Origin of the sequence: Pseudomonas sp. Z1-29 (genome assembly GCF_051131995.1) — a bacterium.
GTDB lineage: Bacteria > Pseudomonadota > Gammaproteobacteria > Pseudomonadales > Pseudomonadaceae > Aquipseudomonas.
The window spans coordinates 5,583,444-5,601,751 of record NZ_CP071645.1; the positions used below are offsets into that span (position 1 = coordinate 5,583,444).

An 18,308-nucleotide genomic window follows, 5' to 3' on the forward strand; every position below is an offset into this window, starting at 1 on the left:
AGATGAAATCAGGCATCCCTACCTGCAATTAACGAAGTCCACGGTGTCTCAGTTAATGGCCATCCGCCACAACCCAGTCGAGCCAAAACGGGACGTCGAGGATAGCGCATTTCGCTCGGCGCATTAACGGGGTGGCAGTTGCTGAAGGCGATCGAGAATTTCCAGCACCACCATCCGTGGCGGCCGTTCATCGGTTTCGATGACCAGGTCGGCGATTTCCCGATACAGCGGATCACGCAATTCGAGCAGGTCCCGCAGCGTCTTGGCCGGGTCGGCGGTGCGCAACAGCGGCCGGTTGCGATCACGGGCGGTGCGACCCACCTGCTGTTCGACTGAAGCGTGCAGGTAGACCACCCGTCCGCCGGCATGCAGCGCCCGACGATTGGCCTCGCGCATGACCGCGCCGCCACCGGTCGCCAGCACCACGCCTTCGAAACCGCACAGCTCGGCAATCATCGCCTGCTCGCGGTCGCGAAAGCCCGGTTCGCCTTCCTTATCGAAGATCCATGGGATATTGGCGCCCGTGCGCAATTCAATTTCCTTGTCGGAATCTTTGAATGGCAGGCGCAGCTCTTTGGCCAGCAAACGACCGATGGTGCTTTTTCCAGCCCCCATCGGTCCAACAAGAATCAAATTTCGCACAGAATCAACGACTCACAGCAATCGCCTGGTTGTTCATGATACGCGGAGTGAGAAATACCAGCAGCTCGGATTTTTTCTCCGAAACCACATCACGCCGGAAAAGGCGGCCAAGATACGGCACATCGCCAAGAAATGGCACCTTATCTACAACCTTGCTCTGAGTATTTGAGAAAACGCCCCCAATCACAATGGTCTCGCCGTCGTTGACCAGCACCTTGGCGTTGACCTCGTTTTTCTTGATCGGCGGTACATCCTGGACCTTGTTCAGGTAGTCCGGCTCATCCTTGGTGACCTTGACCTCCATGATGATGCGGTTGTCCGGGGTTATCTGCGGCGTGACCTCAAGCGACAACGAGGCCTCCTTGAACGACACCGAGGTGGCGCCGCTGGAGCTGGCCTCCTGGTAGGGAATCTCCGTGCCCTTGAGGATTTTTGCCGTCTCCTTGTCGGAGGTCACCACCTTGGGCTGTGAGACGATTTCACCGTTGCCGGTTTTCTCCATGGCCGTCAGCTCAAGGTCGAGCAGGACGTTGTCGGTGATGAACGCGATACCGATCCCCGAGGTATTGCCAGAGGCGCCGAGGTCGACGAATGGCTGGTTGGTGCTGGTGCTGCCCGGCGTACCAATGGTGGTGGAATCACCGGTGGTCACCCCGGAAGAGTTCCAGTTGCCCTTGTTCTGTATCGAGCCCCCCCAGCGCACGCCCAGGCTTTTGTCGTAGTCGACGTTGGCCTCGACGATACGCGCCTCGATCATCACCTGGCGCACCGGGATATCCAGCTGCGCCACGATCCGGCGCAGTTCGTCGAGCCGGTCCTGGGTCTGGTAGGCGATGATGTTGTTGGTCCGCTCGTCGACCGTGATCGTGCCGCGCTCATCGGCCTTGGCCTCGGCACTGGTCACCGACTGGAAGAGCTTGGCGATGTCCGCCGCCTTCGCGTAGTTGACCTGCAGCAGTTCGCGGCGCAACGGGGCGAGGTCGGCAATCTGCTTTTGCGATTCCAGCTCCTGGCGTTCGCGGGCGGCGATCTCGTCAGCCGGTGCCACCAGCAGCACGTTACCTACTTTGCGCTTGTCGAGCCCCTTGGTCTTGAGCACCAGGTCCAGCGCCTGATCCCACGGCACGTTCTGCAACCGCAGGGTGATACCGCCCTGCACCGTATCGCTGGCCACCAGGTTGAGGTTGGTGAAATCGGCAATCAGCTGCAGTACCGAACGCACCTCGATGTCCTGGAAGTTCAGGGACAGTTTTTCGCCGTTATAGGCGGCTCGATCGGTATCGCGTTTTTGCAGGTCCTCGACGGTCATCGGCCGGACACTGACGGTCAGCTTGTTGTCGGTCTGGTAGGTCGAGTAATCGAAGGTTCCGCTGGGCTCGATGCTGATGGTGGCGCGATCGGAGGCGGCGCTGGCGTTGATGAACTGCACCGGGGTGGCGAAATCCTTGACGTCCAGGCGCACCCTCAGCGGCTCGGGCAACTGGGTCCTGGCGAAATCGAGGATGATCTTGCCTTCGCGCTCCTGGATGTCCGGGGCGATGGACGGATCGGACAAATCGATCACCACATTGCCTTCACCCTGGGTCCCGCGCTGGAAATCCACCCCGCGAATGGCTTTGCCCGCCGGGGCGCGAGCCCTGGCAGACACAGGGACGGTGGTCGCCGGGCGAGCGGGTTGGGCCGGGCTTCTCGATGTCGCGCCCTTGCCAACCACCACGAACAGATTGTTGCCCTCCACCCGCGTGTCATAGGGCGCCAGTTGCGTAAGGCCGATGATCAACCGGGTACGATCCCCCGCCTCGACCACGGTGGCGCTGCGGGCATTGCCACTGCCCAGGTCGCGGCTCTTGCTGGCCAGTTGGCTGGTCACCCCCTGCAGATCCAGCGCGATGCGGGCCGGTTGCTCGGTGGTATAACCACGGGGCTTGGGCGGCGGCCCGTCGAAAGTCAGCTTCAACTCGATCCGGTCCCCCGGTAACGCCGCGACATCCAGCGCTTTCAGGCTGGCGCCATGAACCACCGGCGACAACAACGCTATCCATAGCGAAATACCGAGGGCTGAAAAAATCCTGTTCATTGTTGGAGTTCCACTATTGAGTGCTCTTTCAAGGGAATGGTCCGCGGCCGCTCCAGCCAGGCGCCCTGGCCATCGGGAACGATTTCGACCACTTCAACCTGGGTGGCGCTGATAGCGATGATCCGCCCGTCGTTACGCCCCAGGTAATCTCCGACCTTCAGCCGGTGTACCCCACCAGCGCCACGCAACAGCGCAAAAGAGCCGCTGGCATTGGAGATCGTACCGACCATCTCGAATTGCTCGATGTTGAAGCCTTCCAGGTATTGCTTGACTCGGTTCGGGTCGGGGCGGACGTTGCGCGAGCCCTGCTGTCGACCAGCCTGATCGACTGGAACCTGCCGGGAAAAAGGGCTGCGCAAGTTGGCCGCGCTGTAGGTAAAGGTTTCGTGAGGCCTGAAGGTCGGCATTGGCTCGATCTTGCCGGGCGGGCGCAGGCGCATCTCGTTCATGTAGGCATCCAGGTCACTGAAACCGTTGTCGTTGTTGCACCCGGCCAGCGCAACCAGCCCGACCAGCAGACCCAGGCGGCAGACCGGCGTCATGGCTGCGCCTCCTGCTCGTTGTACCGGTAGGTCTTGGCCTGGATGTTCATGCGCAGCTTCGTCCCCGCCTCCGGCTCCATCGGCGCGATCTCGAAATCGTGCAGGGTGACGATCCGGGGCAACCCGGCTACGCCGCTGACGAAGGTCGCCAGGTCATGGTAGCCGCCGGTCACAGTGATCTGGATCGGCAACTCGATGTAGAACGGCTGGGTGACCTCCGGCAGCAACTTGATCTCCTCGAACTCCAGGCCGCTGCCCAGGCCGGTGCGGGTGATGTCCTCCAGCAGGCCCGGCACTTCAGTGTCACTGGGCAATTGCCGCAACAGCACGCCAAAGGAAGTTTCCATCTGCTTCATCTGCTCGGTATAGCGCTCCAGGTTCGCCGCCATGTGCGCCTTGCCGGCGAATTGCGCCTTGAGGGTGTTCTCCTCCTCACGGACCTGCTGCAGCTGGTTTTCCAGGTCACTGAGGGCAAAGTTGTAGCCCAGGCCGAGCACCAGGATCACTAGCATGATGCCGGCCAGCCACTTGACCGGCGTCGGCCATGAACCGACATTGTTGGTGTCCAGGTCACTGAGATCGATCTTGCGCAGCGCGTCGAACCACTCTGCCGGCTTCATTGGGCGTCCTCCGCATCGGCCGGACGGGTCTGGCGAACCGTCAGCTGGAAGACATTGGCCTGGTCGAGCTGGCCCGCCGTGGTGGCCTTGACCTCCGTCAGGCTGGGCGCATCGAACAGCTCCGACGAGTCGAGGTTGCGCATCAGGTCCGAGACCCGGTTGTTTGACGCCGCGGCCCCTTTGATGGAGAGCGTGCCCTCTTCCATTTTCACTTCAGTGAAAAACACCCCATCCGGCAGGGTCCGCGCCAGTTGATCGAAAATGCGCGCACTGACCGGCCGGTTGCCCTGCAAGTCCTGGATGATCCGCATGCGCTCCAACAGTTGCTGACGCCGAGCCTTCAGCTCGCTGATCTGCTTGATGCGCTCGTCCAGCACGGCGATTTCCCCGGTCAGATGGGCGTTGCGCGCCATTTGGTAGTCAATCTCGTTGCTCAGGTACTGTGCCGCCAGCAGCGTCAGCCCCACCGCACCGACCAGCGCCCCCACCAATGCCAGCAAAAAGCGCTTGCGCCGCTCTTCGCGCAGTTCTTCGCGCCAGGGAAGCAGGTTGATCCGAGCCATCAGTCGAAACTCCTGAGGGCCAGCCCGCAGGCAATCATCAGGGCTGGCGCATCACTGGCCAGGGCACCGGCATTGACCTTGCTGCTCAAGGCCATGTTGGTAAACGGGTTGGCCACCTGGGTAGGTGTGCCCAGGCGCTGCTCGATCAAACGGTCGAGGCCTGCGACCGAGGCCGTCCCTCCCGCCAGCAGGATATGGTCCACTGCGCTGTACTGACCTGAAGCGAAGAAAAACTGCAGGGAACGCGACACTTGCTGCACCAGCGCTTCGCGAAACGGTTGCAGCACTTCGCCGAGATAGTCGTCCGGCAGGCCGCCCTGCTTTTTTGCCACGCCGGCCTGCTCCGGCGTCAGGCCATAACGGCGCTGGATTTCCTCGGTAAGCTGGCGCCCACCGAACAACTGCTCGCGGGTATAAATGATGCGCCCGTTGTGCAACACGCTGAGCGTGGTCATCGTGGCTCCGATGTCGATCACCGCCACGGTCAGGCGCTCCTGGGATGCCGCCAGCTGAGTGGCGAGCAGGCCGAACGCACGCTCCAGCGCGTACGCTTCCACATCGACCACCCGGGCCGTCAGCCCGGCAAGCGCCAGCGCCGCCTCGCGCACCTCGACATTCTCTTTGCGACAAGCCGCCAACAGCACCTCGACACGCTCGGCGCTGCGAGGCGATACGCCGACCACCTCGAAATCGATCGCCACTTCGTCCAGTGGATAAGGAATGTACTGGTCGGCCTCGATCTTGAGCTGGTTCTCCATGTCGTCATCGGACAGCCCGGCGTCCATCTCGATGGTCTTGGTGATCACCGCCGACCCCGCCACGGCCACCGCCACGTTGCGCAAGGGTGTCCTGGCCTTGGCCAGCACTCGTGAGAGCGCCTGGCCCACTCCTTCCAGCTCGGCGATGTTCTTTTCCACCACGGCATTGGCTGGCAACGGCTCGACAGCGTAGGACTCGACACGCAGACGATCGCCCTGACGGCTCAATTCGAGCAGCTTCACCGACGTCGAGCTGATGTCGATCCCCAAAAGTGTGTGGGCTTTTTTATTGAAGAGTCGTAGCACTACCAATTCCCTATGACTATCCGTGAGTTACGGACTCTCTAATATGAATTGCGTTCAATCCCCCCGGTCCGACGGACGTCCGGATGGCGTTTCCGACGAAAAAAAATGCTTATAATGCCCAGCGTTTTTTTTCGCTTTGTTGCTGGCATGGGTCCTTCCCTGAACCTGGCGCCTTTTTCATTCTTTGCCTGGATATCCAAAAGCCTTGATTCGTCTGCTGAAATTTTTCGGATGGTCCATCGTCGCGGTTTTCTGCGGACTGCTCCTGGGTCTGAGTGGTGCCTTTCTTTACCTTAGTCCGGGATTGCCGTCCGTGGAGGCGCTGAGAAGTATTCAGTTGCAGATTCCTCTGCGGGTATACAGCAGCGACAATAAATTGATCGCCGAATTTGGCGAAATGCGCCGCACGCCGATCCGTTTCGCCGACATTCCGCCCAATTTCATCAATGCGTTACTAAGTGCTGAAGACGACAACTTCGCCAACCACTATGGCGTCGATCCGGGCAGTCTGATGCGCGCCGCCAGCCAACTGGTCAAGAGTGGCCACATCCAGTCCGGCGGCAGCACCATCACCATGCAGGTCGCCAAGAATTTCTTCCTGACCAGCGAACGCAGCTTCTCGCGCAAGACCACCGAGATCCTCCTGGCCCTGCAGATCGAGCGGCAACTGACCAAGGATGAAATTCTCGAGCTGTACGTGAACAAGATCTACCTGGGCAACCGCGCCTATGGCATCGAGGCGGCGGCGCAGGTGTATTACGGCAAGTCGATCCGCGACGTGAGCCTGGCGCAGATGGCAATGATCGCCGGCCTGCCCAAGGCACCGTCACGTTTCAACCCGCTGGCCAACCCGGCACGCAGCAAGGAGCGTCGCGACTGGATCCTGGGGCGCATGTACAAGCTCGGCAAGATCAGCGAAGCCGACTACACCGCCGCGATCAACGAGCCCTTGAACGCCAGCTATCACGTGCCGACGCCGGAAGTGAATGCCCCGTACATCGCCGAAATGGCCCGGGCCGAGATGGTCGGGCGCTATGGCAGCGACGCCTATACCGAAGGTTTCCGGGTCACCACCACGGTGCCGAGCAACCTGCAGGAAATGGCCAATACCGCGCTCCACGAAGGCCTGATGACCTACGACCAGCGCCACGGCTACCGTGGGCCGGAATCGCGCCTGCCAGGCAAGACCAAGGAAGCCTGGGCCCTGGAGCTGACCAAGCAGCGCACCATCAGCAGCCTGGAGCCGGCGATCGTCACTCAGGTGGACAAGGACGGCATCAAGGTCCTGACCCGCAATGGCGAGTCCGAAGAGCACGTGGCCTGGGACACCATGAAATGGGCCCGTCCGTTCCTCAATACCAACAGCATGGGCGCCAACCCGCGGCAGCCGTCGGACGTCGCTCAGGTCGGCGACCTGATCCGCGTACAGCGCCAGCCGGACAACTCCCTCAAGTTCAGTCAGATACCTGCCGCCCAAGGCGCGCTGGTGTCGCTGGACCCGCAGAATGGCGCGATCCGCTCGCTGGTGGGTGGTTTCGCCTTCGAGCAGAGCAATTACAACCGCGCCTTGCAGGCCAAGCGTCAACCGGGCTCGAGCTTCAAGCCGTTCGTCTACAGCGCTGCGCTGGATAACGGCTACACCGCCGCCAGCCTGGTCAACGATGCGCCGATCGTGTTTGTCGACGAGTACCTCGACAAGGTCTGGCGACCGAAGAACGACACCAATACCTTCCTCGGCCCGATTCGCCTGCGCGAAGCGCTGTACAAGTCCCGCAACCTTGTCTCGATCCGCCTGCTGCAAGCGCTGGGCGTGGACCGCACCATCGACTACATCAGCAAGTTCGGCTTCAACAAGCAGGACCTGCCGCGCAACCTGTCCCTGGCACTGGGCACCGCGACGCTGACGCCCATGGAAATCGCCACGGGTTGGAGCACCTTTGCCAACGGCGGCTACAAGATCACTCCGTACATCATCGACAGGATCGAAAGCCGCAACGGCGAAACGCTGTTTGTCGCCAACCCGCCACGAGTACCGACAGGCGAGCAGGCCAGCGACGGCGTCGCCGCCCCCGCCGCCGAGACCTTCACGGTCAACGCAACTGGCGGCGAAGCCACCACCGCCCCTGGCGTACCGCAAGCGCCGGCAATCGCCGAACGCATCGTTGACGGCCGTACCACCTACATCCTCAACAGCATGCTGCAGGATGTGATCAAGCTCGGCACCGGCCGGCGCGCCCTGGCACTGGGTCGCACCGACCTGGCCGGCAAGACCGGTACCACCAACGAATCGAAGGATGCGTGGTTCTCGGGCTACAACGGCGATTACGTGACCACCGTCTGGACCGGTTTCGACCAGCCCGAAAGCCTGGGTCGCCGCGAATTCGGCGGTACCGTGGCACTGCCGATCTGGATGACCTACATGGGCGCCGCCCTCAAGGACCGACCACCCCACACCCAGCCGGAACCGGAAGGCATCCTCAGCCTGCGGGTCGACCCGGCCAGCGGTCGCGCCGCCACCCCAGGCACGCCTGGCGCGTACTTCGAGCTGTTCAAGAGCGAAGACACGCCGCCGTCGGCCAATGAGCTGGGCAACGGTGTAGCGCCGGGCAGCCCGCTGCCGGCGGATGAGGCAGCGCCGATCGATCTGTTCTGACCGGACGCCACCGAAAAGCCCCGCCTTCGAGAGAAGCGCGGGGCTTTTTGATGTATCAGGTATTCTGAGACATTGAATCGACTGCACGTCCGCCTTCGCGAGCAGGCTCGCTCCCACAGGGATTGCATTCCAATGTGGGAGCGAGCCTGCTCGCGAAGAGGCCCTCGAATCTCACACCAAACCAAACTGACAAAAAAAGCCCCGGCTCACACGAGCCGGGGCTTTTTGTTGAAGCGCTACAACGGCTTAGCCGTTGAACACGTCATCCACGCTCTTGAGCGGGTAGTTCTTCGGATATGGCAGGGTGGCCACGCCAGTCTCGATCGCGGCCTTGGCCACGGCGTCGGAGATCAGGGTGATCAGGCGCGCATCCATTGGCTTCGGAATGATGTACTCACGACCGAATTCCAGCTTGATGCCGCCATAGGCGTCACACACATCCTGAGGCACCGGCAGCTTGGCCAGTTCGCGCAGGGCGTTGGCGGCGGCGACTTTCATTTCTTCGTTGATGCGCTTGGCGCGAACGTCCAGGGCACCACGGAAGATGAACGGGAAGCCCAGGACGTTGTTGACCTGGTTCGGATAGTCCGAGCGGCCGGTGGCCATGATCACGTCGCTGCGGGTGGCGTGAGCCAGTTCCGGGGAGATTTCCGGGTCCGGGTTCGAGCAGGCGAACACGATCGGGTTCGGCGCCATGCGCAGCAGGTTTTCCGGGCTCAGCAGGTTCGGACCCGACAGGCCGACGAAAACGTCTGCACCGTCCAGCGCATCCGCCAGGGAGCGCTTGTCGGTCGCGTGGGCAAACACGGCCTTGTACTGGTTCAGGTCGTCACGGCCGGAGTGGATCACGCCGGTACGGTCAACCATGAAGATGTTTTCAATCCTGGCGCCCATGCTCACCAGCAACTTCATGCAGGAGATGGCCGCGGCACCCGCGCCCAGGCAGACGATCTTGGCTTCCGGCAGGGTCTTGCCGGCGATTTCCAGGGCATTGATCATGCCGGCTGCGGTCACGATCGCGGTGCCGTGCTGGTCATCGTGGAAAACCGGAATGTCGCACTGTTCGATCAGGGCGCGCTCGATCTCGAAGCACTCAGGTGCCTTGATGTCTTCCAGGTTGATGCCGCCGAAGGTGATGGAGATGCGCTTGACGGTGTCGATGAAGGCCTGCGGGCTTTCGGAATCGACTTCGATGTCGAACACGTCGATACCGGCGAAGCGCTTGAACAGCACGCCCTTGCCTTCCATGACCGGCTTGGAAGCCAGTGGGCCGAGGTTACCCAGGCCGAGAATCGCGGTGCCATCGGAAATGACTGCAACCAGGTTGCCCTTGCCGGTGTATTTGTAGGCCAGCTCAGGGTCGCGAGCGATCTCGCGTACTGGCTCGGCTACGCCGGGGCTGTAGGCCAGCGACAGGTCGCGGGCAGTGGCGGTGGCCTTGGTGAGCTCGACACTCAGCTTTCCTGGACGAGGATTAGCGTGATATTCGAGAGCGGCAGTTTTCAGATCAGACATGTGGGCATTCCGCTTTTTACTGTGTTGGACAGACGGACCGCCGAGGATACGCGCCTCGCAAAGTCCCTACAAGACTGACCAGTCACTGCTGTCAAGCGCCCTGCCCTACGACTTTGGGCCAAGAACCAGGAAACACAAGGGCTTCATGGATACAATAACGTCAAAAAATGTCTACAATTATTTCTGCCTGAGCACTGCCTGCAACATTGCCGGATCAGTCAGAGGCAACATCCACCGCGCCTGCCCGGGCCTAGCCGCACCGCGTCGAGAGCGATCGACAACCCAACCACGGGCCTCGATGGTCCGGCCTTCCAGGCCCTTGAGCAGCGAAGCGTCAAAGCTTCGCTGCAGATTGGCCGCAATATGCAGGACAACCGAGCCTTGCAGCTCGATCCAGATCCCGCCGCGATTGCGTTGCACACTGTCTACGCGGCCGCTGACCAGCGCAAAACCGGGGGCCTTGATCTGCTCCGCGCGCACGACGGGCGACTTCTTCCATAGCCCCAGGCCGGCCTGCCGCGCCTTGCGCTCCGCCGCCTGCTGACACTCGACCAGGTCGACATTCGGCGCGACCGCGACCAGGTAACCCAGCCCCTCGGCAATCAATTGCTCTTCCAGGTTCCGACCCTGCTGGTCATAGACATGGGCCAGCGTGCGCCCGTAGTCGTCACGGTCGTCCTTGCCAGGCGACACCCTGACCCGACCGGCGCTGGCAGCCACCAGCGCCTCGAGCCGCTGGCGCGCCGCCACGGCAAACGGCTCGTCCGCACGCCCGCGCTTTCCCAGTTCCGGACTGTTGAGACCGATCATGCGGATGCGACGACCGTCGCTGAGGTACAAGGTGTCGCCATCGACCACCCGTTGCACGGCCACGTCGGGCAGTCCATCCGGGGACGGGCACGCCGCCTGGGCACCACAGAGCCAAATCGCGGACACAAAAAAGGCGCCCGCTAGGGACGCCTTTTTCATCAGCCTGGAATAGCCGGAACGACTTTCCAAGATGATCAGCCTCAGGCTTTTGGAGTAACTTTGCCGAAAGCACCGAAACGATCGGCGAACTTCTGAACACGGCCGCCGGTATCCAGAGTCTTTTGCTTACCGGTGTAGAACGGGTGGCATTCGTTGCAAACGTCGATCGCCAGGGCTTTGCCGTAGGTCGAACGCGTTTCGAACTTGTTGCCGCAGCTGCAGGTTACGGCCACAACTGGGTAGTCCGGATGGATATCGGTTTTCATGGTGTTTTCCTCAGGCTAGCGTGCCGCCACCCAACACTATTGTTGAATACCGCACGTAATTAGGCCGCGGATTCTACCAGACAAGATTAATCACGCAAGCTACAACTTGTACCAACCGTCTGCTAGGCTCCCCGCCTCATGCGCCAGCTCCTCTGTGGGAGCGAGCCTGCTCGCGAAGGCGGTGGACCCGTCGCATGAGTATTGCTTGACGCTCCGCTTTCGCGAGCAGGCTCGCTCCCACAAGGATCGCGCCAGGTTTTCTGAATTTGCTTGTCTATCGAGATCCTCCCGCGTGCCCGACGCCATCCTGCGCCTCGCCCTGCCATCGCCCCTGCGACGTCTGTTCGACTACCGTGCCCCAGCCGGGGTAACACGCGCCCAGTTGCAGCCGGGCATGCGCCTGCGGGTGCCGTTCGGCCGGCGGGAAATGATCGGGATCCTGGTGGAAGTCACCGATCACAGCGAAGTGCCGGTCGACAAGCTCAAACCGGCCCTGGCGCTGCTCGACGCCACGCCACCGCTGCCCGCGGCGCTGTTCAAGCTGTGCCTGTGGACCGCACAGTATTATCAGCACAGCCTGGGCGACACCTTGAGCTGGGCGTTACCGGTGCTGTTGCGCCAGGGCGAACCGGCCGAGGCACGCCAGGAGCGATTCTGGTCGGTGACGCCGGGCGCTTCGCTGGATGACCCGCGCATCGCCCGCGCACCGCGCCAACGCGAGGCCCTGGCGACCCTGGCCCAGCATCCCCATGGGGTAGCGCACCAGCTGTTGAGCAAGTTGATGCTCAGCAAGGACAGCCTTGATCTGCTGCTAGCCAAGAATCTCGTCCAGGTAGAAGTCCGCCGGCACGCCCCCGACGCGCGCCACGAACACTGGCTGGCCCAGCCGGAACTGCCGCTCAACGCCGAACAGCGGACCGCTTGCGAGGCGATTCGCGCGGGTTTCGACAGTTATCACGCCTTTCTGCTGGCGGGCGTCACCGGCAGCGGCAAGACCGAGGTCTACCTGCAACTGATCCGCCAGACCCTTGAAGCCGGCAAGCAAGCCCTGGTGCTGATTCCGGAAATCAACCTGGGCCCGCAGACCCTGGCGCGCTTCGAGCAGCGCTTCAATGCGCGCATCGCCCTGGTGCATTCGGCGGTCAACGACCGCGAGCGCCTGGAAGCCTGGCTCGCCGCCCGCGACGGCGAGGCCGACATCATCATCGGCACCCGCTCGGCGCTGTTCACGCCGATGAAGAACCCCGGCCTGATCATCATCGACGAAGAACACGACGGTTCCTATAAACAGCAGGAAGGCCTGCGCTACCACGCCCGTGACCTGGCGCTGGTGCGTGCGCGCCAGGAAAATATCCCGATCGTGCTCGGCTCGGCCACGCCCTCCCTGGAAAGCCTGCACAACGCCTACACCGGTCGCTACGGCCTGCTGCGCCTCAACGAGCGGGCCGGCGGCGCCAAGCAGCCGCGCTTCCTGCGCCTGGATGTGAAAAGCCGCCCGCTGGACAGCGGCATTTCCGGACCGATGCAGCAAGCCATCGGCCAGACCCTGGCCGCTGGGCAGCAGGTGCTGGTGTTTCTCAACCGCCGGGGGTTCGCCCCGACCCTGCTGTGCCATGACTGCGGCTGGATGTCCGGCTGCGAGCGCTGCGACGCGCGAATGACCGTGCATCAGCGCTACGGCGAACTGCGCTGTCACCATTGCGGACACTCCGAGCCGGTACCGAGGCACTGCCCGCAATGCGGGAAAGTGGACCTGCGTCCGGTAGGCGCCGGCACCGAGCGCGCCGAGGAGCGGCTGGGTATCTTGTTTCCCGATTACCCGGTACTACGGGTGGATCGCGACAGCACCTCGCGCAAGGATGCGATGAATCAGCTGTTCGCCACGATCCAGAAAGGCCAGCCGTGCATCCTGGTGGGCACGCAGATGCTCGCCAAGGGGCATCACTTCCCGCGCGTGACGCTGGTATCGATCCTGGATGCCGACGGTGGGTTGTTTTCCGGTGACTTCCGCGCGAGCGAGCGCATGGCGCAGCTGATCGTCCAGGTTGCAGGTCGCGCCGGACGGGCCGAGGAGCCGGGCAAAGTGATTATCCAGACCCACCTGGCCGACCACCCGCTGCTGATCCAACTGACCGAGCAGGGCTACTTCGCCTTCGCCGAGCAGGCCTTGAGCGAACGTCGCGCCGCCGGGCTGCCGCCGTTCGCCCATCTGGCGCTGCTGCGGGCCGAGGCCCACAAGCCAGGACAGGCCGAAGGCTTCCTGGACGAAGCGTGCAGCGAGGCCGAGCGCCTGCTGGCGGAACAGAGCCTCAGCGGGATCGAACTATTGGGCCCGGTGCCGGCTCCGATGGAACGGCGGGCGGGACGTTATCGCGCACAGCTTTTATTACAGGCCAATGCCCGCGCACCGCTGCATCGGTTGCTGAGCGCCTGGTTGCTGGTACTGGAACAACTGCCCAGCGGGCGGGCGGTGCGCTGGTCGCTGGATGTGGATCCGGTGGATTTGTATTAATGGAACGCTAACCTGGCCCTTGTGGGAGCGAGCTTGCTCGCGATGGCGGCGGATCAGCTTGCATGAATATTGAATGCCAGACCGCTATCGCGAGCAAGCTCGCTCCCACAGGGGATTGCGTACATCCAAGCCAGCAAGAATAGTCGCCGCACATACCCGCCCGACCCGCTACAGTTGGCAAGCTCGCCCGCGCCACGGATAATGCCCAGTTTTTCCACCAGCGCATCGAAGCGCCGCCGCGCCTGCGGTTGAAAGAGAAGACCATGAAAGACACCATCCGCCAGCTTATCCAGCAAGCCATCACCCAACTCGTCACTGAAGGTGTGCTGCCAGAAGGCCTGTCGCCGGCGATTCAGGTCGAGAACACCCGCGACAAGACCCACGGTGACTTTGCCAGCAACATCGCGATGATGCTCGCCAAACCGGCCGGCATGAAACCTCGCGACCTGGCGGAAAAGATCATCGCCGCATTGCCGGCCGACGAAAACGTCACCAAGGCCGAAATTGCCGGCCCCGGGTTCATCAACTTCTTCCAGAACACCCAGGCACTGGCCTCGCGGCTGGACGCGGCCCTGGCCGACGAGCGCCTCGGCGTACGCAAGGCCGGCCCGTTGCAGCGCACCGTGGTCGACCTGTCGGCCCCCAACCTCGCCAAGGAAATGCACGTCGGTCACCTGCGCTCGACCATCATTGGCGATGGCGTGGCGCGCGTCCTGGAGTTTCTCGGTGACACGGTGATCCGCCAGAACCACGTCGGCGACTGGGGCACCCAGTTCGGCATGCTGATGGCCTACCTGCAGGAAAACCCGATCACCAGCGACGAGCTCTCGGACCTGGAAAACTTCTACCGCGCCGCCAAGCAACGCTTCGACGAGTCGCCCGAGTTCGCCGACCGCGCCCGTGGCCTGGTGGTCAAGCTGCAGGCTGGCGATGCCGAGTGCCTGGCGCTGTGGACAAAGTTCAAGGACATCTCGCTGTCCCACTGCCAGAAGATCTACGAGCTGCTGAACGTCAAGCTGAGCATGGCCGACGTAATGGGCGAAAGCGCCTACAACGACGACCTGATCAACGTGGTCAACGACCTCCGGGCCAAAGGCATGCTGGTGGAAAGCAACGGCGCCCAGTGCGTGTTCCTCGACCAGTTCAAGACCGCCGATGGCGAGCCGCTGCCGGTGATCATCGTCAAGGCTGACGGTGGCTACCTCTACGCCACCACTGACCTGGCGGCCGTGCGTTATCGCAACGGCGTGCTGAAGGCCGATCGGGTCCTGTATTTCGTCGACCAGCGCCAGGCCCTGCACTTCCAGCAGGTGTTCGAAGTGGCCCGTCTGGCCGGTTTCGTGACCCATCCGATGGAAATGGAACACATGGGGTTCGGCACCATGAACGGCGCCGATGGTCGCCCGTTCAAGACCCGCGATGGCGGCACGGTGAAGCTGATCGACCTGCTGACCGAAGCCCAGGACCGTGCGTACACTCTGGTCAAGGGCAAGAACCCGGAGCTGGCCGAAGACGAACTGCGCAAGATCGCCAAGGTGGTCGGCATCGACGCGGTGAAATATGCCGACCTGTCGAAGCACCGCACCAGCGACTACAGCTTCAACTTCGACCTGATGCTCAACTTCGAAGGCAACACCGCACCGTACCTGCTGTACGCCTACACCCGCGTGGCGGGCGTGTTCCGCAAACTCGGCAAGGGCTTCGACGAAATCGAGGGCCAGATCGTCCTCGAAGCCGCCCACGAGCAGGAGCTGGCGGCCAGGCTGGCGCAGTTCGGTGAAGTCCTGAACAACGTGGCCGACAAGGGCACGCCGCACACCTTGTGCGCCTACCTGTACGACGTCGCCGGGCTGTTTTCCAGCTTTTACGAGAATTGCCCGATCCTCAACGCCGAGACCCCGGCACAAATGCAGAGCCGCCTGCGCCTCGCCGCGCTGACCGGGCGCACGCTCAAGCAAGGCCTGGAACTGCTGGGCCTGGAAACGCTGGAGCGCATGTAACTTGGCCGCCAAGAAAAAACCTGCACCCAAACGCGGCGCCAGTCGTTACCAGCCTCCGGCCAAACAGCCGATTCCGGGCTGGTTGTGGATGGCGATCGGCCTGACTGTCGGCGCATTCATCGTATTCCTGATGAAGCTGGAACCGGGCCAGGGCGATGACGTCAAGCGTGTTCGGCAAGAGCAGCAGAAAGCCACGCGGATCGCCGAGGCCAACAAGACCCCGCCGAGCCCGACACAACCGGTGAAGCCGAAATACGACTTCTACACCTTGCTGCCGGAATCGGAGGTCATCGTGCCACCCGATGCCGTGCCGGAGAAAACCCTGCCGACGCCGCAGGTGCCGACCACGCCAGTGACCCCGGCCGAAGCGGCGAAGATCGACACCGCCCGCGCCCAGGCCGCCCTGGCCGGCATTACGCCGCCACCGGCCCCGCCGGTGCAGAAGGCCGCGCCGGTGACAAAATTCTTCCTGCAGGCCGGCTCGTTCCGCAAGGAAGCCGACGCCGACAAGGTCCGGGCGCAGATCATTCTGCTGGGCCAGTCGGTGTCGGTGGAGTCCGGAACGGTGAAGGACGAAACCTGGTATCGCGTACTGGTCGGACCGTTCAGCAATCGCGAAGAACTGACCAAGGCCCAGAAACAACTGGCTGGCAGCGGTTTCAGCAACCTGTTGTTACAACAACGCCAGAGCCGCTAGGCACACTGATACAAACCCTGTGGCGAGGGAATTTATCCCCGCTGGGCTGCGAAGCGGCCCCAAAAGCTTGAGGGAGTCAACTCAGTCGCACCGAAGCGGCAGGCTTTTAGGACCGCTTCGCGCCCCAGCGGGGATAAATCCCCTCGCCACAGGATCGTGGAACATTCACAACACACCACTCATCCCCTCCCCCGCCCCGCAGTTGAAAAACCCCACGCCACCCCCATATGTGTTTCATCCGGGCATTTTCGCCCCGCTGCGTGGAGACTCTTCCCTTGACCACCATCGTTTCAGTCCGCCGTCACGGCAAAGTCGTCATGGGCGGCGACGGCCAGGTTTCATTGGGCAACACCGTGATGAAAGGCAACGCGAAGAAAGTCCGCCGCCTGTATCACGGCCAGGTCATCGCCGGTTTCGCCGGGGCCACCGCCGACGCCTTCACCCTGTTCGAGCGTTTTGAAGGGCAACTTGAAAAGCATCAGGGGCACTTGGTCCGCGCAGCCGTCGAGCTGGCCAAGGAATGGCGCACCGACCGTTCCCTGAGCCGCCTCGAAGCCATGCTTGCGGTAGCCAACAAGGATGCTTCCTTGATCATTACCGGCAACGGCGACGTGGTTGAACCGGAAGACGGCCTGATCGCCATGGGTTCCGGTGGCGCCTACGCCCAGGCTGCCGCCAGCGCCCTGCTGAAAAAGACCGACCTGTCGGCTCGCGAGATCGTCGAGACTGCCCTGGGCATCGCCGGCGACATCTGCGTCTTCACCAACCACACCCAGACCATTGAGGAGCAGGACCTCGCGGAGTAAGCCCTTCCAGGCCCAGACTCCCGCTTGAGGACCGCCAATTATTATGTCCATGACTCCCCGCGAAATCGTCCACGAACTCAATCGCCACATCATCGGCCAGGACGATGCCAAGCGCGCCGTCGCCATCGCCTTGCGTAACCGCTGGCGCCGGATGCAACTGCCGGAAGAACTGCGCGTCGAAGTGACCCCCAAGAACATCCTGATGATCGGCCCGACCGGTGTCGGCAAGACCGAGATCGCCCGGCGCCTGGCCAAGCTCGCCAACGCGCCATTCATCAAGGTCGAAGCCACCAAGTTCACCGAAGTCGGCTACGTGGGCCGCGATGTCGAGTCGATCATTCGTGACCTGGCCGATGCGGCGATCAAGCTGCTGCGCGAACAGGAAATCACCAAGGTTCGCCATCGCGCCGAAGACGCCGCGGAGGAGCGCATTCTCGATGCCCTGCTGCCACCGGCGCGCATGGGCTTCAACGCCGACGCCGCCACGACCCAGGACTCCAACACCCGCCAGCTGTTCCGCAAACGCCTGCGCGAAGGCCAGCTGGACGACAAGGAGATCGAGATCGAGGTGGCCGAAATGGCCGGCGTCGACATTTCCGCGCCGCCAGGCATGGAAGAAATGACCAACCAGTTGCAGAGCCTGTTCGCCAACATGGGCAAGGGCAAGAAGAAAAGCCGCAAGCTCAAGGTCAAGGAAGCGCTGAAGCTGGTGCGCGATGAAGAAGCCAGTCGCCTGGTCAACGAAGAGGAACTGAAGGCCAAGGCCCTGGAAGCGGTCGAGCAGCACGGCATCGTGTTCATCGACGAAATCGACAAGGTCGCCAAGCGCGGCAATGTCGGCGGCGCCGACGTTTCCCGCGAGGGCGTGCAACGCGACCTGCTGCCGTTGATCGAAGGCTGCACGGTGAACACCAAGCTGGGCATGGTCAAGACCGACCACATCCTGTTCATCGCCTCCGGTGCGTTCCACCTGAGCAAGCCGAGCGACCTGGTGCCTGAGCTGCAAGGCCGCTTGCCGATCCGGGTCGAACTCAAGGCGCTGTCGCCGGAAGACTTCGAGCGCATCCTGAGTGAGCCCCATGCGTCGCTGACCGAACAATACTGCGCGCTGCTCAAGACCGAAGGCCTGAACATCGAGTTCGCGCCGGAAGGCATCAAGCGTCTGGCGCAGATCGCCTGGCAGGTCAACGAGAAGACCGAGAACATCGGTGCCCGGCGCCTGCACACGCTGCTTGAACGCCTGCTTGAGGAAGTCTCGTTCAGCGCCGGCGACCTGGCCAGCGCCCACAACGAAGCGCCGATCATCATCGACGCCGAATACGTCAACAGCCACCTCGGCGAGCTGGCGCAGAACGAAGACCTGTCGCGGTATATCCTGTAGG

The 18,308-nt window shown here is 62.5% G+C and carries 15 protein-coding genes; 6 read left to right on the forward strand and 9 right to left on the reverse strand.

What is annotated here, in order from left to right; translation table 11 throughout:
• Window positions 1-123: 123 nt before the first annotated feature.
• From aroK to J3P84_RS25405, 6 genes are read right to left on the reverse strand one after another with little or no spacing between them, the layout of a single operon-like run.
• On the reverse strand, window positions 124-642 hold the full coding sequence (gene aroK, locus J3P84_RS25380; RefSeq protein ID WP_181290818.1) for a shikimate kinase AroK: 519 nt from the start codon (window positions 640-642) through the stop codon (window positions 124-126).
• Window positions 643-646: 4 nt separating this feature from the next.
• The gene (gene pilQ / locus J3P84_RS25385) at window positions 647-2,719 is read right to left on the reverse strand and encodes a type IV pilus secretin PilQ (RefSeq protein WP_434626460.1); all 2,073 of its coding nucleotides are present in this window, start codon (window positions 2,717-2,719) and stop codon (window positions 647-649) included.
• Window positions 2,716-3,261, reverse strand: coding sequence for a pilus assembly protein PilP (locus J3P84_RS25390; RefSeq protein ID WP_434626461.1), 546 nt, complete (start codon window positions 3,259-3,261; stop codon window positions 2,716-2,718). The genes pilQ and J3P84_RS25390 overlap by 4 nt, the downstream gene beginning before the upstream one ends.
• A complete protein-coding gene (pilO, locus tag J3P84_RS25395; RefSeq protein ID WP_434602584.1) occupies window positions 3,258-3,881 on the reverse strand; it encodes a type 4a pilus biogenesis protein PilO in 624 nt (207 codons plus the stop codon). The genes J3P84_RS25390 and pilO overlap by 4 nt, the downstream gene beginning before the upstream one ends.
• Window positions 3,878-4,444 carry a PilN domain-containing protein gene (locus tag J3P84_RS25400; RefSeq protein WP_434626463.1) on the reverse strand — a complete coding sequence of 189 codons (567 nt, stop codon included), beginning with the start codon at window positions 4,442-4,444 and terminating at the stop codon, window positions 3,878-3,880. Before J3P84_RS25400 ends, pilO begins: the two co-directional genes overlap by 4 nt.
• The gene (locus tag J3P84_RS25405; protein ID WP_434626464.1) at window positions 4,444-5,508 is read right to left on the reverse strand and encodes a pilus assembly protein PilM; all 1,065 of its coding nucleotides are present in this window, start codon (window positions 5,506-5,508) and stop codon (window positions 4,444-4,446) included. The genes J3P84_RS25400 and J3P84_RS25405 overlap by 1 nt, the downstream gene beginning before the upstream one ends.
• 208 nt (window positions 5,509-5,716) lie before the next feature.
• Here J3P84_RS25405 and J3P84_RS25410 point away from each other — a divergent pair, with 208 nt between their 5' ends.
• Window positions 5,717-8,161 carry a penicillin-binding protein 1A gene (locus J3P84_RS25410; RefSeq protein ID WP_434631528.1) on the forward strand — a complete coding sequence of 815 codons (2,445 nt, stop codon included), beginning with the start codon at window positions 5,717-5,719 and terminating at the stop codon, window positions 8,159-8,161.
• A 246-nt stretch (window positions 8,162-8,407) separates the two neighbouring features.
• Here the strand turns inward: J3P84_RS25410 and J3P84_RS25415 are convergent, their stop codons facing one another.
• The 3 genes from J3P84_RS25415 to rpmE all read right to left on the reverse strand — a co-directional run bounded on the left by J3P84_RS25415 (window position 8,408) and on the right by rpmE (window position 10,911).
• Window positions 8,408-9,676, reverse strand: a complete 1,269-nt coding sequence (locus tag J3P84_RS25415; RefSeq protein WP_434570160.1) for a malic enzyme-like NAD(P)-binding protein — start codon at window positions 9,674-9,676, stop codon at window positions 8,408-8,410.
• 177 nt (window positions 9,677-9,853) lie between these two features.
• The gene (locus J3P84_RS25420; protein WP_434631531.1) at window positions 9,854-10,645 is read right to left on the reverse strand and encodes a thermonuclease family protein; all 792 of its coding nucleotides are present in this window, start codon (window positions 10,643-10,645) and stop codon (window positions 9,854-9,856) included.
• A 41-nt stretch (window positions 10,646-10,686) separates the two neighbouring features.
• Window positions 10,687-10,911, reverse strand: a complete 225-nt coding sequence (gene rpmE / locus J3P84_RS25425) for a 50S ribosomal protein L31 (protein ID WP_305497356.1) — start codon at window positions 10,909-10,911, stop codon at window positions 10,687-10,689.
• 292 nt (window positions 10,912-11,203) lie between these two features.
• Between rpmE and J3P84_RS25430 the strand changes: the two genes are divergently transcribed.
• The 5 genes from J3P84_RS25430 (at window position 11,204) to hslU (ending at window position 18,307) form a co-directional block, all read left to right on the forward strand.
• Window positions 11,204-13,423, forward strand: coding sequence for a primosomal protein N' (locus J3P84_RS25430; RefSeq protein ID WP_434626465.1), 2,220 nt, complete (start codon window positions 11,204-11,206; stop codon window positions 13,421-13,423).
• Window positions 13,424-13,686: 263 nt separating this feature from the next.
• Window positions 13,687-15,423, forward strand: a complete 1,737-nt coding sequence (argS, locus tag J3P84_RS25435; protein ID WP_305497358.1) for an arginine--tRNA ligase — start codon at window positions 13,687-13,689, stop codon at window positions 15,421-15,423.
• Window position 15,424: 1 nt separating this feature from the next.
• Window positions 15,425-16,120, forward strand: coding sequence for an SPOR domain-containing protein (locus J3P84_RS25440; protein WP_186639635.1), 696 nt, complete (start codon window positions 15,425-15,427; stop codon window positions 16,118-16,120).
• Between the two features lie 275 nt (window positions 16,121-16,395).
• The gene (hslV, locus tag J3P84_RS25445; RefSeq protein WP_003186641.1) at window positions 16,396-16,926 is read left to right on the forward strand and encodes an ATP-dependent protease subunit HslV; all 531 of its coding nucleotides are present in this window, start codon (window positions 16,396-16,398) and stop codon (window positions 16,924-16,926) included.
• Window positions 16,927-16,969: 43 nt separating this feature from the next.
• A complete protein-coding gene (gene hslU / locus J3P84_RS25450) occupies window positions 16,970-18,307 on the forward strand; it encodes an ATP-dependent protease ATPase subunit HslU (RefSeq protein ID WP_305497360.1) in 1,338 nt (445 codons plus the stop codon).
• Window position 18,308: the final 1 nt, after the last annotated feature.